At 65.2% G+C, this 15,406-nt stretch carries 15 protein-coding genes; 10 read left to right on the forward strand and 5 right to left on the reverse strand.

What is annotated here, in order from left to right:
* Window positions 1-49 precede the first annotated feature (49 nt).
* Both BLV60_RS15145 and BLV60_RS15150 read right to left on the reverse strand, forming a co-directional pair.
* Window positions 50-949 carry a response regulator transcription factor gene (locus BLV60_RS15145; RefSeq protein WP_093055847.1) on the reverse strand — a complete coding sequence of 300 codons (900 nt, stop codon included), beginning with the start codon at window positions 947-949 and terminating at the stop codon, window positions 50-52.
* The gene (locus BLV60_RS15150; protein ID WP_256329119.1) at window positions 927-4,322 is read right to left on the reverse strand and encodes a hybrid sensor histidine kinase/response regulator; all 3,396 of its coding nucleotides are present in this window, start codon (window positions 4,320-4,322) and stop codon (window positions 927-929) included. Before BLV60_RS15150 ends, BLV60_RS15145 begins: the two co-directional genes overlap by 23 nt.
* Window positions 4,323-4,579: 257 nt before the next feature.
* On the opposite strand from BLV60_RS15150, the gene urtA reads away from it, so the two are divergent.
* From urtA to BLV60_RS15195, 9 genes are all read left to right on the forward strand, one after another.
* Window positions 4,580-5,845 carry an urea ABC transporter substrate-binding protein gene (urtA, locus tag BLV60_RS15155; RefSeq protein WP_093055851.1) on the forward strand — a complete coding sequence of 422 codons (1,266 nt, stop codon included), beginning with the start codon at window positions 4,580-4,582 and terminating at the stop codon, window positions 5,843-5,845.
* Window positions 5,846-5,930: 85 nt separating this feature from the next.
* Complete coding sequence (gene urtB, locus BLV60_RS15160) at window positions 5,931-6,845, forward strand: urea ABC transporter permease subunit UrtB (RefSeq protein WP_093055853.1); 915 nt, start codon at window positions 5,931-5,933, stop codon at window positions 6,843-6,845.
* A 148-nt stretch (window positions 6,846-6,993) separates the two neighbouring features.
* Window positions 6,994-8,187 carry an urea ABC transporter permease subunit UrtC gene (gene urtC, locus BLV60_RS15165; RefSeq protein WP_093055855.1) on the forward strand — a complete coding sequence of 398 codons (1,194 nt, stop codon included), beginning with the start codon at window positions 6,994-6,996 and terminating at the stop codon, window positions 8,185-8,187.
* 25 nt (window positions 8,188-8,212) lie between these two features.
* Entirely contained in the window at window positions 8,213-8,956 is a 744-nt protein-coding gene (gene urtD / locus BLV60_RS15170) for an urea ABC transporter ATP-binding protein UrtD (RefSeq protein WP_093055857.1), read from the forward strand.
* A 212-nt stretch (window positions 8,957-9,168) separates the two neighbouring features.
* Window positions 9,169-9,858: an urea ABC transporter ATP-binding subunit UrtE gene (urtE, locus tag BLV60_RS15175; protein ID WP_093055996.1), complete on the forward strand. Its 690-nt coding sequence runs from the start codon at window positions 9,169-9,171 to the stop codon at window positions 9,856-9,858.
* A 38-nt stretch (window positions 9,859-9,896) separates the two neighbouring features.
* Complete coding sequence (gene fmdA / locus BLV60_RS15180; protein WP_093055859.1) at window positions 9,897-11,129, forward strand: formamidase; 1,233 nt, start codon at window positions 9,897-9,899, stop codon at window positions 11,127-11,129.
* A 14-nt stretch (window positions 11,130-11,143) separates the two neighbouring features.
* Window positions 11,144-11,485 carry a zinc ribbon domain-containing protein gene (locus tag BLV60_RS15185; protein WP_093055998.1) on the forward strand — a complete coding sequence of 114 codons (342 nt, stop codon included), beginning with the start codon at window positions 11,144-11,146 and terminating at the stop codon, window positions 11,483-11,485.
* A 157-nt stretch (window positions 11,486-11,642) separates the two neighbouring features.
* Window positions 11,643-11,993 (forward strand): alpha/beta hydrolase, encoded by a 351-nt coding sequence (locus BLV60_RS15190; protein ID WP_093055861.1) that lies wholly within the window; start codon window positions 11,643-11,645, stop codon window positions 11,991-11,993.
* A gap of 124 nt (window positions 11,994-12,117) precedes the next feature.
* The gene (locus BLV60_RS15195; protein WP_093055863.1) at window positions 12,118-13,413 is read left to right on the forward strand and encodes an aspartate carbamoyltransferase; all 1,296 of its coding nucleotides are present in this window, start codon (window positions 12,118-12,120) and stop codon (window positions 13,411-13,413) included.
* 23 nt (window positions 13,414-13,436) lie between these two features.
* Here the strand turns inward: BLV60_RS15195 and BLV60_RS15200 are convergent, their stop codons facing one another.
* The 3 genes from BLV60_RS15200 to BLV60_RS15210 all read right to left on the reverse strand — a co-directional run bounded on the left by BLV60_RS15200 (window position 13,437) and on the right by BLV60_RS15210 (window position 14,833).
* Complete coding sequence (locus tag BLV60_RS15200; protein WP_093055865.1) at window positions 13,437-13,787, reverse strand: VOC family protein; 351 nt, start codon at window positions 13,785-13,787, stop codon at window positions 13,437-13,439.
* Window positions 13,784-14,086, reverse strand: coding sequence for a hypothetical protein (locus tag BLV60_RS15205; RefSeq protein ID WP_093055867.1), 303 nt, complete (start codon window positions 14,084-14,086; stop codon window positions 13,784-13,786). Before BLV60_RS15205 ends, BLV60_RS15200 begins: the two co-directional genes overlap by 4 nt.
* Before the next feature lie 63 nt (window positions 14,087-14,149).
* On the reverse strand, window positions 14,150-14,833 hold the full coding sequence (locus BLV60_RS15210) for a class I SAM-dependent methyltransferase (protein WP_093055869.1): 684 nt from the start codon (window positions 14,831-14,833) through the stop codon (window positions 14,150-14,152).
* A 187-nt stretch (window positions 14,834-15,020) separates the two neighbouring features.
* Here BLV60_RS15210 and BLV60_RS15215 point away from each other — a divergent pair, with 187 nt between their 5' ends.
* Window positions 15,021-15,398, forward strand: coding sequence for a hypothetical protein (locus tag BLV60_RS15215; RefSeq protein WP_093055871.1), 378 nt, complete (start codon window positions 15,021-15,023; stop codon window positions 15,396-15,398).
* Window positions 15,399-15,406: the final 8 nt, after the last annotated feature.

Here is a 15,406-nt window from a genome sequence, read left to right on the forward strand (position 1 = left end):
CATTCGAGGGCTATAGCCCAGTGCCGTTGGGGCGGTTACCCCATGGGGGTTACATACCGCTCGCCAGCGCCGCCGCAGCCGCCCGCGTTTCCACCCCCAGCTTCTCGAAGATGTGCTCCAGGTGCTTGTTCACCGTGCGTGGGCTGGTGCCCAGGATCTCGCCGATGTCGCGGTTGGTCTTGCCCTTGGCGAGCCATGACAGCACCTCTGTCTCGCGCGGCGTAAGGGCGGCGTCGGCCAGGCGGGCCGCCGGCCCTTCGCGCTGGATGGCGAAGAGCAGCATCGTCTCGCCGAGTGCCGCCGCGCCGAGGTTGCGCACCGACAGCCGCATGCCCGTGGCGGTGCCTATGGCAATGGCCGCGCCCGGCGCGAGAGCCGGTTCCAGCGAAGCGGGCAGCAGGCCCGGCGCCACCGGGTCTTCCAGCGCATGCAGCCACAGCGCGGCCTGCGGCGAGCGCCACGCGATGCGCCCGCGCGTGTCGATGAACACCACACCCATGCCGGCCACGTCGACCGCGTCTCGCGCCATGCGCGTGATGCGCGCGTTGCGCGCGTGCGTGTGCAGCCGCGCCAGCACCTCCTGCGCGCGGATCGGCTTCACCACGTAGTCGACGCCGCCGCATTCGAAGCCCTCGACCACGTGCGAGGTTTCCGAAAGACCCGTCATGAACAGCACCGGAATGTGCGCCCACGCCGGATTGGCCTTGATGCGCCTGCAGGTCTCGAAGCCCGAGAGGCCGGGCATCAGGCCGTCGAGCAAGATTGCGTCGGGCACCACCAGTTCGAGCCGCTGCAGCGCGGCCTCGCCGTCGGCCGCCACCAGCACGGTGTAGCCGCTGGCCTCCAGCGTGTCGCACAGCATGCCGAGGCTGCTGGGTGCGTCGTCCACCACCAGCACCACGGGGCGTTCGGATGACGATGGCGATTCAGGGGGCGAGGGTGTCTGCATCTTCGGCCAGTGCGTTGCGGAGGTTGTCGAGTTCGAAGCGCGTGACCATGCCGCGCAGCCAGGTGCAGGTCGATGCCGCTGCGGGCGAGGCGGCCGCCAGCCGGTCGAGCGCCGTGTGCAGGCCGCGCACGTGGCCCATCTGCACGAGGCGCATGAGCTCGGCGCGGTCGTCTTCCGAAAGGGCAAGCTGACGCGGGCGCTGCGGCGCGTCTTCTGCAGCGGCGGGAGGCAATGCATCGCTGCCCGACAGCCACTCAAGGCCGAGGTGCCGCTCCAGCGTGGCGATCAGCGCCGACTCGATAACCGGCTTGCCCACAAAGGCCTGGCAGTCCGCCGCGCGCAGCCGCTCGCTCTGGTTCTCGAACATGTTGGCCGAGACGATGATGATCGGAATGTCGCGAAAGCCCGAGGCGCGCACCGACGCGGCGGTCTGCCAGCCGTCCATGTCGTCCATCGTCAGGTCGAGCAGGATGGCCGAGGGCAGCTCCTCGCGCAGGCTGTCGAGGCATTCGGTGCCGCTTGCGGCCTCGCGCACCTCGAAGCCCAGCGGCGCGAGCATGCCGGCGAGCATCTGGCGCTGCACGGGCTGGTCGTCGACCACCAGCAGCGTGCGGCGCGCGCCGATATAGCCCGACACGGGTTGCCGCAGCGCGCCGGCCTTGCTGGCCTGCGGGCCGGGGTCGGCCACTTCGCGCAGGTACACGCGTACGCTGAAGGTGCTGCCTTGCGAAGAGGTCGAGGCCAGCTTGAGCTCGCCGCCCATCAGCGAAGTGAGCAGTCCGGTGATCGTGAGGCCCAGCCCCGTGCCGGGCTCTCCGCGGCGGCGGCCCGCCGCACCGCGCTCGAAGGGCAGGAAGATGCGCTGGTGGTCCTGCGCCGCCACGCCGATGCCGGTGTCGACCACGTCGAAGCGCAGCACCTCGCGCCGCGCATCCACATGCAGCGTGACGGTGCCGCTGTCGGTGAAGCGCACCGCATTCGTCAGCAGGTTGATGAGAATCTGCCGCAGCCACTTCGCATCGGCATGCACCCATGGCGGCAACTGCCCGGCGTGCGTGAAGACGAAGGCCAGGCCCTTGTTCTCTGCCTGCGGCCGCACCATGTGCACGAGCTGGTCGAGAAAGGCCGGCAGCGCGAGCGGCGCGGGCTCCAGCTGCAGCCGGCCGGCCTCGATGCGCGCCAGGTCGAGCAGGCCGTCGATCAGGCCCAGCATGTGCTCGCCGCTGCGGTGGATGGTCTGCACCGCCTCGCGCGGCGGCGTCACGGCGTCGCCCTTGAGCAGGATCTGCGAGTAGCCCAGGATGCTGTTGAGCGGCGTGCGCAGCTCGTGCGTCATGCCGGCCACATAGCGCGTCTTGGCCTGGTTCGCGGCCTCGGCGGCTTCCTTGGCGGTCTGCAGCGCGGCATCGGTGCGGCGGTGCGCCTCGATTTCGAGGGCCAGCAGATTGTTGTGGCGGTTCGATTCTTCCTGCGCCATCTGCCGGCTCTCGCTGCCCAGCACCACCCACCACGCGGCCACAGCGGCCACGACCGAGAGCAATGCGAACACTTTGAGAAAGGCAGTGGCCATGACCGAGTCGCTGGTGCCCGCCAGCGCCTCCTGCGCATAGACCACGCCGACCACGGTGGCGAGCAACGCAATGAGCGAGGCGGCTATCAGCAGGTAGTGCGCCACGCGGAAGTTCAGCCGCGCCGACAGCGCCGGCGGCAGCAGCGCCTGCAGCCAGCCGCTCATCTGCTCGGCCGCGCGCGAGTTGGTCTTGCAGCGGTCGTGGCAGCGCGATTCGAGCGTGCAGCACAGCGAGCAGATCGGCGCGCTGTAGGCAGGGCAGTGCGCCATGTCTTCAGACTCGAAGCTGTTGTCGCACACCGAGCACTTCACGCTCTGGCCCGGCTTCCAGCGGTCGATGTCTGTGCGCGCGAGGTAGTAGCGCCCGCGCGTGCGCCAGGCCAGCAGCGGAGACACGGCCATGGCCGTCACCAGCGCGATGAAGGGCGAGAAGGCGCGGGCCCAATGCCCCAGCACGCCCGAGTAGGCCAGCATGGCCAGCGCAGCCGCCACCAGCATCGCCATCAGCCCCACCGGGTTGATGTCGTATAGGTGCGCGCGCTTGAACTCGATGGTCTTCGGGCTCCAGCCCAGCGGCTTGTTGATGACCAGGTCGGCCACCAGCGCGCCGACCCATGCGATGGCGATGTTGCTGTAGAAGCCCAGCACGTGTTCCAGCGCCGCGAACACGCCCAGCGCCATCAGCAATATCGCGATGACCACGTTGAACACCAGCCACACCACGCGCCCCGGGTGGCTGTGCGTGAGCCGCGCGAAGAAGTTAGACCAAGCGAGCGAACCCGCATAGGCGTTCGTCAGGTTGATCTTCATCTGCGAGATCACCACGAACAGCACCGTGATGCCCAGCACCCAGGCCGGGTCGCGCAGCACGTACGAGAAGCCCGTGAGGTACATCTGCGTGGGCTCGATCGCGTGGTTGGCCGGTATCTCGTGCTGCAGGGCCAGGAAGGCGAGGAACGCGCCGCCCATCATCTTTAACATGCCCGGCACGATCCAGCCCGGCCCGGCGATGAGCACCGCGGTCCACCAGCGGCCACTGTTGGCGGCGGTCTTCTCGGGCAGGAAGCGCAGGTAGTCGACCTGCTCGCCGATCTGCACCACCAGCGAGAAGGCCACCGTGGCGGCGGCGCCGAACATCAGCGGATCGAAGCCGCTGCTGTCCGAGGTGCGGCCGACCAGGCTGGTGAAGTCGGCGTACAGCTCGGGCTTTTTCACCAGCACCGCGATGAAGGGGCAGACGAACAGCACGATCCAGATCGGCTGCGTCCACAGCTGCAGCCCCGATATGAGCGTGATGCCCCGCGCCACCAACGGAATGATGACGATCGACGACACCATGTACAGCAACCATAGCGGCCAGTCGAGGTACATCTGCAGCGCCAACGCGAGGATGGCCGCCTCCAGTGCGAAGAAGATGAAGGTGAAGCTTGCGTAGATCAGTGAGGTGAGCGTGGAACCCAGGTAGCCGAAGCCCGCGCCGCGCGTGAGCAGGTCCATGTCCACGCCGTGCCGTGCCGCGTAGTACGAGATCGGCAGGCCCGTTAGGAAGGTGATGAGCCCCACCACCAGGATGGCCCACAGCGCATTCGAGAAGCCGTAGCTCAGCGCGATGGCGCCGCCGATGGCCTCCAGTGCCAGGAACGAGGTGGCGCCGAAGGCCGCGTTGGCCACGCGGAACTCCGACCACTTGCGAAAGCTGCGCGGCGTATAGCGCAGTGCGTAGTCCTCCAGCGTTTCGTTCGCGACCCAGGCGTTGTAGTCGCGGCGGATGCGAAAGATCTTCTGTCCGGAGACGGATTGCATGGCTGGTTCTCGCGGCGGCGGTGGCATGGGGCAGGTACAGCAAGAAGCGCTCCCTGTGCTTCTTTCCCCTCGATGTTTTCCACCGATGTCTGGCTCGCGAGTCTGCGGGCGGGGTGGGTTCTTGCCGCTACGTTGAATGACGTATTCGCGCAAACCCGGGTGATTTCTAAAGTACCAGCCATGGTGCTCGAGGCACCGTCCGATGCACTGCGATGGTGCGCGGCTCTACTTTCCAACAACCTGCCTGGAGTTTCCTGATGTCGCGTGATTCAGATCTTTCTCTCGATGCCCTGGCATTGCGCCGCCGCCGTCTGCTGCAGGGCGCCGCCGCGCTGCCCGTGATGGGCCTGAGCGGCCTGAGCTTCGGCCAGGGGCAGTTCCCCACGGCCAAGGTCAACACCACCAAGCTCGCCGTGACCGACACCGAGGTGACGGTGGGCCAGCTGCATTCGTCCACCGGCACCATGGCGATTTCGGAGACCGGCTCCATCCAGGCCGAACAGCTCGCCATCGACCAGATCAACGCCATGGGCGGCGTGCTGGGCCGCAAGATCAAGGTCATCAAGGAAGACGGCGCCTCCGACTGGCCGACCTTTGCCGAGAAGTCGAAGAAGCTGCTGGTCAACGACCACTGCGCGGCCGTGTTCGGCTGCTGGACCAGCGCCTCGCGCAAGGCAGTGCTGCCTGTGTTCGAGAAAGAGAACGGCCTCCTGTACTACCCGACCTTCTACGAAGGCCTGGAGCAGAGCAAGAACGTGATCTACACCGGCCAGGAAGCCACGCAGCAGATCATCTGGGGCCTGGACTGGGGCGCGAAGGAGAAAAAGGCCAAGACCTTCTTCCTGGTGGGCTCCGACTACATCTGGCCGCGCACCTCGATGAAGATCGCGCGCAAGCACATCGAGAACTTCCAGAAGGGTTCGGTCAAGGGCGAGGAGTACTACCCGCTGGGCCACACCAACTTCAACTCGCTGATCAACAAGATCAAGGTGGCCAAACCCGACTGCATCTTTGCGGCCGTGGTGGGCGGCTCGAACGTGGCCTTCTACAAGCAGCTCAAGGCCGCGGGCATCACGGGCGACAAGCAATTCCTGCTGACGCTGGCCGTGACGGAAGACGAAATGACCGGCGTGGGCGGCGAGAACTTCGCGGGCTTCTACTCGTCGATGAAGTACTTCCAGACGCTGGACAACGCGAACAACAAGAAGTTCGTGGAGGCCTTCAAGGCGAAGTACGGCAAGGACGCGGTGATCGGCGACGTGACGCAGGCGGGCTACCTCGGTCCGTGGCTGTGGAAGGCGGCGGTGGAGAAGGCCGGCAGCTTCGACGTGGACAAGGTGGTGGCGGGCTCGCCGGGCATCGAGCTGAAGACGGCGCCAGAAGGCTACGTGAAGCTGGATGCGAACCACCACCTGTGGAGCAAGGCGCGTATCGGGCAGGGGCAGCTCGATGGCACGTTCAAGGTGGTGGCGGAGTCGGCTGAGCTGATCAAGCCGGATCCGTTCCCGAAGGGCTACCAGTAAGCCAGCAAGCAGGCCGTCGGCCCTCACCCCAACCCTCTCCCGCTGGCGGGAGAGGGGGCAACTCCAACATTCCGGACTTCCCGCCATGACTCTGTCGGACATGATGAACATCGGCCTCATGCAGGGCTTCGCGGGGCTGAGCCTCTTCGCGGTGCTGCTGCTGATGGGGCTGGGCCTGGCGATCATCTTCGGCCAGATGGGCGTGATCAACATGGCGCATGGCGAGTTCATGACCATCGGCGCCTATTCGATCTACCTGGCCGCGCGCATCACCGAAAGCCTGGCGCCGGCGTTCATGCCGTACTACTTCCCGATCGCTATCGGGCTGGCCTTCGTCTTCGCCTTCATCACCGGATGGATCGTGGAGTGGGTGCTGATTCGCCACCTGTACAAGCGCCCGCTCGACACGCTGCTCGCCACCTGGGGCGTGAGCCTGGGCCTGCAGCAGATCTTTCGCACCTTCATCGGCCCGAAGGAAGTGAGCCCCACGCTGCCCGAGTGGCTCATGGGCTCGTGGACGCCGCATGAAGGCCTCGACATTCCGATCAACGGCCTGTTCGTGCTGGCGCTCACAGCGCTGGTCACGGGCGGCGTGCTCATCGCTCTGCACAAGAGCCGCTGGGGCCTGCGGGTGCGCGCCACAGTGGCCAACCGCACGATGGCCAACGCCACCGGCATTGACACGAAGAAGACCGACCGCCTGACCTTTGCCATCGGCTGCGGCATTGCCGGCATGGCGGGCGCGGCCTTCACCACCATCGGTTCGACCGGGCCGACCTCGGGTTCGCTCTACATCGTCGACGCCTTCCTGGTCGTCACCTTCGGCGGCGCGGCCAGCCTGTTCGGCACGGTGGTCTCGGCCTTCGGCATTGCACAGACGCAGTCGATCTCCGAGTTCTTCATGACCGGCTCGATGGCCAAGGTGCTGACGCTGTCGCTGATCGTGCTGATCTTGATGATGCGCCCCCAAGGCCTGTTCGCCGTCAAGGTCCGCCGTTGAAGGCACGCATGAACCTACTGCGCGACCCGATCTCGCATCTGCGGTCCTCGCCGCACGAGAGTGCGGCTCCGGTCCTCAATGCGACCTCGGGCCGCTCGCTACGGTTCCTGCGCGCATTCAACTCCTCTTTTTTGCTTTGGAGTCATCGATGAATTTCATCAAGGCCTCGATCCAGCGCTACCAGCTCGGCAGCCTGCTGCTCCTGGTGCTGCTGCTCGCGGTGGTGCTGCCGCTGTCGCTCGACATCTTCCGCCTCAACCTCGTGGGCAAGTACCTCACCTACGCCTTCGTGGCCGTGGGGCTCGTCATGGTGTGGGGCTACGGCGGCGTGCTGAGCCTGGGGCAGGGCGTGTTCTTCGGCATCGGCGGGTATGCGATGGCGATGTTCCTCAAGCTCGAAGCCTCCGATCCCATCACGACCAAGATCCAGTCGACGCCCGGCATTCCGGACTTCATGGACTGGAACCAGATCACCGAATTGCCCACGCTGTGGCTGCCCTTCAAGAGCCTGCCGCTGAGCCTTGCGCTGGTGGTGCTGGCGCCGATGGCACTGGCCTGGCTCGTGAGCTTTGCGATGTTCAAGCGGCGCGTGGGCGGCGTGTACTTCGCGATCATCACGCAGGCGGTGGCGCTGATCTGCACCGTGCTCATCATCGGCCAGCAGGGCTACACGGGCGGCGTGAACGGCATGACCGACCTGAAGACGATGCTGGGCTGGGACACGCGCACCGACAGCGCCAAGTACGTGCTGTATTACGTCTGCGTCGGCTTGCTGGTAGCGAGCATCCTGCTGTGCCGCTGGGTGCAGACCAGCAAGCTGGGCACGCTGCTGCTTGCCATGCGGGACAAGGAAGACCGCGTGCGCTTCTCGGGCTACGACGTGTCGAACTTCAAGGTCTTCATCTTCTGCCTGGCGGCCGGGCTCTCGGGCATCGGTGGTGCGATGTTCGCGCTGCAGGTGGGCTTCATGTCGCCGAGCTTCGTGGGCATCGTGCCCTCGATCGAGATGGTGATCTTCTGCGCGGTAGGCGGGCGCATGAGCCTGGTGGGCGCGGTGTACGGCGCGCTGCTGGTGAATGCGGGCAAGACGCTGTTCTCCGAGAGCTTTCCGGACCTGTGGCTGTTCCTGATGGCTGGTCTCTTCATCGGCGTGACCATGGCCTTCCCGATGGGGCTTGCCGGAGTGTGGGAAGAAAAGATCCGGCCTTGGTGGAAGTCGCGTCGCCAGGCGCTGCGCGATGCAGCTGTCAAGCCGCCGGTTGCAGCCGCACCAGTGGCGCCGCCGACAGCATCACAACCCGAACCCACGCTGCCCGAAGGCGTCGGCAGCCAGCGCGCCTGACGACAGAACCCGGAGCCACACCCTCATGAGCAACACCGACTTCGCGCTCGCCGTGGAAGACCTCACCGTCTCCTTCGACGGCTTCAAGGCCATCGACGACCTCACGCTGTACATCGATCGCAACGAGCTGCGCGTGATCATCGGCCCCAACGGGGCAGGCAAGACCACGCTGCTCGACCTGATCTGCGGCAAGACGCGCGCAAGCGCCGGCAGCATCAAGTTCAAGAACACCGAACTCACGAAGATGGCCGAGCACAAGCGCGTGCGGCTGGGCATCGGCCGCAAGTTCCAGACACCATCCATCTACGAGAACCTGAGCGTGTTCCAGAACCTGGAGGTGTCGTTCCCGAAGGGCCGCTCGGTGTTCGGCGCGCTGGCTTTCAAGTGCGACGACGAGGTCAAGGCCAAGGTGCAGGCGATTGCGGAAGAGATCGGCCTGGCCGACCGTCTCGACACAGAGGCCGGCCTGCTGAGCCACGGCCAGAAGCAGTGGCTTGAGATTGGCATGTTGCTGATGCAGGAACCCGAGTTGCTGATGCTCGACGAACCCATTGCCGGCATGAGCGCGCGCGAACGAGAGCTCACGGCTGACCTGCTCAAGCGCATCTGCCAGAACCGCGCGGTGATCGTCATCGAGCACGACATGGCCTTCGTCAAGCAGATCGCGCACAAGGTCACCGTGATGCACCAGGGGAGGATCCTTGCCGAGGGGCCCATGGAGAAGGTGCAGGCGGATCCCAAGGTCATCGATGTCTATCTGGGGCACTAGATGAAGGGCTGTCGTTCAGGGCTCGCTCACGCCGACGGGGTACCTTGCTCCGCGAATGTCCCCCGCCCTTCGGGCTCCTCCTTTATTTCGCTGCGCAAGGCACCCCATCGACGTGATCGTTGGACAGAGCAGTCGTTGATCAGTCGTGCACCAACGGCCTGTGCAAGCACCCCGAACACAACCCGAGAGAGTCCAAAGATATGAGCAACCTCATGCTGAAGGTAGAAGACCTGCACGTAGCCTATGGCCAGAGCGAGGCCCTGCACGGCATCTCCTTCAAGGGCCATGCCAACGAAACCATCGCCATCATGGGCCGCAACGGCATGGGCAAGACCACGCTGTTCAAGAGCCTCATGGGCGTGCTGCCGTTGAAGAGCGGGCGCATCGAAGTGGCGGGCCAGGACGTGTCGCGCGACGAGAGCTTCCGCCGCGTGGCAAAAGGCATTGCCTACGTGCCGCAGGGCCGGATGATCTTTCCGACGCTGACGGTGGAAGAGAACATCCAGACCGGGCTCGAGAACTCGAAGACCCGCCGCATTCCCGAGGAAATCTACGCGCTGTTCCCCGTGCTGTGGGACATGAAGAGCCGCAAGGGCGGCAACCTCTCGGGCGGCCAACAACAGCAGCTTGCGATTGCACGTGCCCTCGTCACCGACCCCAAGGTGCTGCTGCTCGACGAGCCCACCGAAGGTATCCAGCCTTCGATCATCAAGGACATCGCCAAGGCGCTCAACGAGATCCGCAAGCTGCGCGGCATCACCATCGTCGTGTCCGAGCAGGTGCTCAGCTTTGCGATGGACGTGGCCGATCGGCTCTTCGTCATCGAAGGCGGACGCCTCGTGCATGAGACCGCGCGCGACAAGACCGACGTGGACCACATCAAGGCCTACCTCTCCGTTTGATTTCCGTTCAACCACAACCCAACCAGGAGCCACTGCAAATGACGGACACGCTGATCAAGGTCGATCTGACCAAGTCGCCCACCGAGAACGAGTTGATTCACAACCGCTGGCACCCGGACATTCCGATGGCCTGCTGGGTCAACCCGGGCGACGACTTCATCCTCGAGACCTTCGACTGGACCGGCGGCTTCATCAAGAACAACGACAGCGCCGACGACGTACGCGACATCGACCTGAGCACCGTGCACTACCTCTCGGGCCCCGTGGGTGTGAAGGGCGCCGAGCCTGGCGACCTGCTGGTGGTCGACCTGCTCGACATCGGCGCCAAGCAGGACAGCCTCTGGGGCTTCAACGGCTTCTTCTCGAAGAAGAACGGCGGCGGCTTTCTCACCGACCACTTTCCCGAAGCGCAGAAATCGATCTGGGACTTCAAGGGCATGTTCACCAGCTCGCGCCACATTCCGGGCGTGAACTTCGCGGGCCTCATCCACCCTGGCCTGATCGGTTGCCTGCCCGACAAGCCCATGCTCGACATGTGGAACGAGCGCGAGAAGGCGCTCATTGCCACCGACCCCGATCGCGTGCCCGGCCTTGCCAATCCACCCTTCGCCGGCACCGCCCACATGGGCAAGATGACCGGCGAGGCGAGGGCGAAGGCCGCCGCCGAGGGTGCGCGCACCGTGCCGCCGCGCGAGCATGGTGGCAACTGCGACATCAAGGATCTGTCGCGCGGCTCCAAAGTGTTCTTCCCCGTGTACGTCGACGGCGCAGGCCTCAGCGTGGGCGACCTGCACTTCAGCCAGGGCGACGGCGAAATCACCTTCTGCGGCGCCATCGAAATGGCCGGCTGGGTGCACATGAAGGTCACGCTCATCAAGGGCGGCATGGCCAAGTACGGCATCAAGAACCCGATCTTCAAGCCCAGCCCGATCACGCCGCAGTACAACGACTACCTGATCTTCGAAGGCATCTCCGTCGACGAGAGCGGCAAGCAGCACTACCTCGACGTGAACGTGGCCTACCGCCAGGCCTGCCTGAACGCCATCGAGTACCTGAAGAAGTTCGGCTACTCGGGTGCGCAGGCCTACTCGATTCTTGGCACGGCGCCGGTGCAGGGCCACATCAGCGGCGTGGTCGACGTACCCAACTCGTGCGCCACGCTGTGGCTGCCCACGGGCATCTTCGACTTCGACATCAACCCGAATGCCTCGGGCCCGGTGAAGATGATCGACGGCAGCATCAGCATGCCGCTGTCGCACGACCTGCGTTGAAAGACAGCCTGGCCATGCCCACTTACGACTACGCCTGCGGGCAATGTGGCGGCTTCGAGGCGCTGCGGCCTTCGGGCCTGCGCGACGAGCCCGCCGCATGCCCCGATTGCGGATGCGCCTCGCCGCGTGTACTTTCGGCCGCACCGCGGCTCGCGCTGATGGCCTCGGGTACGCGCCGCGCCATGGAGACCAACGAGCGCGCACGGCACGAGCCCGGCAGTTCGCGCGACTACGCGCGCTTCAAGCATCCGGCGGGCTGCGGCTGCTGCAGTTCGGGCAAGCGGGGTGCGACGGTGACGGCGCCCAACGGGGCCAAGTCCGCGCCTTCGAGGCGGCCGTGGATGATCAGCCACTGAGGCTGCCGTTTCATGGGGCAACCCCTATTGACCGGCTTCTTTTCAAGGCCCTGATTGTTTCAATCCTGTGAACGCCGTGGTTCATTTCGACGGCGTTTTTCAGGGCTCTTCAGGATCAAACTTCTCCTCACCAACCCATCACCTGAAGGAGATTGAAATGAATGCCTCGAAGATCCTCGCCGCTGCTGCCCTCTCGCTCCTGGCTGCTGCCGGAGCCCACGCAGAAACCTACGACGGCGTGCACGTCGTGAACTCTTCTGTGACCCGCGCTGAAGTCGCACCGCAAGCCGTTGCCGCCGCTCGTGCTGGCAACGAATACAGCGATGCCTCGGGCGCTGGCGCGCAAGCCTTCACGTCGACCGCCAACCGCGCGACCGTGCAAGCCGAAGCCGTTGCCAAGGCACACGACCCGTTCGCCAGCCTCGACCGCCGCGCGTTCTACCGCGACGAAGTGCCGGCTGCGTACAAGAAGCCCAGCGTGTCGTTCACGCGCCAAGCTGGCCTGTAAGCACCGACCACGACACCTCCGGGTGTCGAAAAAAGAAAGAACGGGCCCTTGGGCCCGTTTTTTCATGGCCGATCGCTTTGTGGTTGTTGCCGAAATATACGCATTGAGTATATATTTGCGGCCCATGAACATGCCGCAACAGGTGCTCCTTCGCGACGCGATGCGTCAACTCAACATGACGCGTGATGCTTTCGCAGAACGCATCGGCAGCCGCAGAAGGGCGCTTGATGCCTGGCTCCTGCCCGACGAATCCAATGAATTCAGGGCCATGCCCGAAGTCGCGCGGCGCTTCGTGAGTGAAATCCTGGCTTCAGACGGGCGGCGCAGTGAATATACGCAAAGCGCACATGAAGGCGCTCTGCGACAGGCGCTGGCCACTGAAGGCTCGCACCACCTGCTGTCGGTCAGCCAGTTCAACCGCGACGCCATCGACGAACTGTTCCAGCTGGCTGACGTGATGCAGCCCATCGCGCGTCGCCGCAAGGTCAGCCGCGTGCTCGAAGGGGCCGTGCTGGCCAATCTGTTCTTCGAGGCCAGCACGCGCACCCGCGTGAGCTTCGGCGCGGCGTTCTGCCGGCTCGGCGGCTCGGTGTGCGACACCACGGGCTTCACCTTCTCGTCGATGGCCAAGGGCGAATCGATCTACGACACCAGCCGCGTCATCAGCGGCTATGCCGATGCGATCGTGGTGCGGCATCCGGAGCAGGGCTCGGTCGCTGAATTCGCGCGCGCCACCAACGTGCCGGTCATCAACGGCGGCGATGGCCCGGGCGAGCACCCCAGCCAGGCGCTGCTCGACCTGTACACCATCCAGCGCGAGTTCTCGCGCCTGGGCAAGCTGGTAGACGGCGCGCACATCGCGATGGTCGGCGACCTGAAGTACGGGCGCACCGTGCATTCGCTCATCAAGCTGCTTGCGTTGTACCGGGGCCTGAAGTTCACGCTGATCTCGCCGCCGTCGCTCGCAATGCCCGCGGAAATCGTGGAGGCCGTCAGCCGCAACGGCCACGTCGTCGAGACCGCCGCCACGCCCGCGCAGGCGCTGGCCGGCGCGGACATCATCTACGCCACGCGCATCCAGAAAGAGCGCTTCGCGAACGACGAAGTGCTGGAAGGCTTCGACAACGCATTCGAGATCAACCGCGCGCTCATCGAATCAGCCTGCAAGCCCGAGGTGGTGGTGATGCACCCGCTGCCGCGCGATGGCCGCCCCGGCTCGCACGACCTGAGCGTCGACCTGAACAACGACCCGCGCCTGGCCATCTTCCGCCAGACCGACAACGGCATCCCGGTGCGCATGGCGATCTTCGCCACGCTGCTGGGCGTTGAAAAACTCGTCAGCCGATCGATGCGCGATGCTGCCTGGACGCCGCCCTCGCACATCGGGCCGGACGACAGCGTGTTTCACGGGCTCGATTGAGGCTCAGCACGAGCGCGTGGCCGTCAGGCGTGCGCGAGGATGTTGACCAGCTTGCCGAACGGATCGCGCACGTAGAAGCGGCGCACGCCCCAGGGTTCGTCCGTCGGGCCGTATTCGATGGCGAAGCCCGCGGCCTTCATGCGTTCGAAGGCCGTGTCGACGTCGTCGACCTCGATGGACAGATCGGGCACAGGCGTACCCGAGCCGCCTTCCGACGCGAAGCTGACCTGCAACGCCATCCCGGCCTGCGAGCCGTAGGTCTGGATCCAGCCGTGGTCCATGAGCAGATCGAGGCCGAGGATGTCCTTGTAGAAGACAGCCGCACGCGCGGGCTCGGGCGTTGCGAAGTTGGCGACCAGTCGTTTGACTTTCATGGTGCGGGTTTTCTGATCGTGAAGGTTTGGAGTTGGCCGTCGCGCTCGACGTGCAGCAGGCCGCCTTCGATGCGGATGCCGGTCCAGCGTTCGATGCGCCCGTCCGAATGGATGATCTCGATGCCGTCGTCGGACACCACTCGGTAGTTGAACAGCGGCCCGGCCAGAGGGCCGTTCTTCTTGCCGATCGTCGCGGTCACTCGGCCCGTCGATCGAAAGCAGTAGCTGTTGACCAGCGTGTCGGACACGAGGTCGAGGAAGTGGTCGATGGGCAGGGCGTGGTTCGGCGTGATCGTCATGCTCTGGCGTTCGTTGTTTCCACAAGGCAGCCTTCCGATTCAGAAGCGGCCGAATATAGAGCCTCAAGCAGCCGCACGCCGATACGTCAGCAACCGCCCCCTGTATGCCGCCCGGCTCACGGTTGCGATCTGGTCCAGCCGCTCCTCGCACATGCCGAAGCCTTCGTCCGCCATCTGCCTGTTGAATGCCGACCGGTTGCCCCTGTCCGGGTCGACGATCCACACCTCGGCAGCGGGGCTGGTGTGGCGGGCGATGAAGGCGGCGAGCAGGCCTTCCGCATCGCGTTCGTACAGCAGGTCGCTGCCGATCACGAGGTCGAACAGGCCGTGCACGTCGCCGTCGGCGCCGGTCTCCTGCATGCCCCAGTGGCCGCGCCTGTATTTCATGGGCGGCAAGGCGTTCAGCCGAAGGTTCTCCAGCAGGAAGCCGCCAGCGAGCGGGTGGCAGTCGCTCGCTGTCATGTCGTTGCCGCGCCGATGGCCGACCAGGCTTGCTAGCGCGAGGCCGCAGCCAATTTCGAGCACGCGCGCGCCCAGCACCACGGGGTGCAATGCCATGCGCGCGGCCAGTTGCGCGCCCGAGGGCCACAGCAGCCCGAACATTGGCCACGAGGCGGAAGAGATTCCCTGCGCGGCAGCCGTGCCCAAAGGGTCTGAGAACTGCTGCCGATCGAGCAACGATTGAATGACGAGGTCGTCGGCACCCGCGATGGCGATGCGCTCCAGCTTGAGTAGATAGCCCGGCATCGAAGGGAGCAGGGTCTCGCGTGCGAGGCCCCGGTGCAGCAAAGGTGGGCCAGTATGCGCCCTTGCCGGTTGCGTGCCTTCTCACGCTCATCTAAGCAAACTCTCACTGCTGCGTAAGCGGCCTCTCATGGCCTGGTAAGTACCGCGTCCTAGAGTGAATTCATCGTCATCACTCAAGGAGACAACCATGAGATTTCGTATCGCAACCCTCTGCATCGCCGCTGTGCCGGCACTGGTGCTGACATCGCTCGCGCACGCAGGCGGGCTGGCCGATCCCGACTACCCGCAGATCTCGCATTCGACACAGTCGCGCGATGCGGTGGCCGAGGACGCCATGCGTGCCAACAACGGCATTCACGCAACAGAGGTTCTGGAATCGCAGGTGCAGGCGCCTGTGTCGGGAGCCGACCGTGCGCAGGTGCAGGCCGAGGCGATTCGCGCGAACACCGGCATCCATCCGACGGAAGTTCTGGAATCGCAGGTGCAGCCGCCGGTGGCTTCTGCGAACCAGCCGGATGCGTCGATGACACACGCCACCAACACAACTGGCGCGACCACCTACTGAGCTGCAGC

Source organism: Variovorax sp. YR634 (assembly GCF_900106655.1).
Lineage (GTDB): Bacteria > Pseudomonadota > Gammaproteobacteria > Burkholderiales > Burkholderiaceae_C > Variovorax.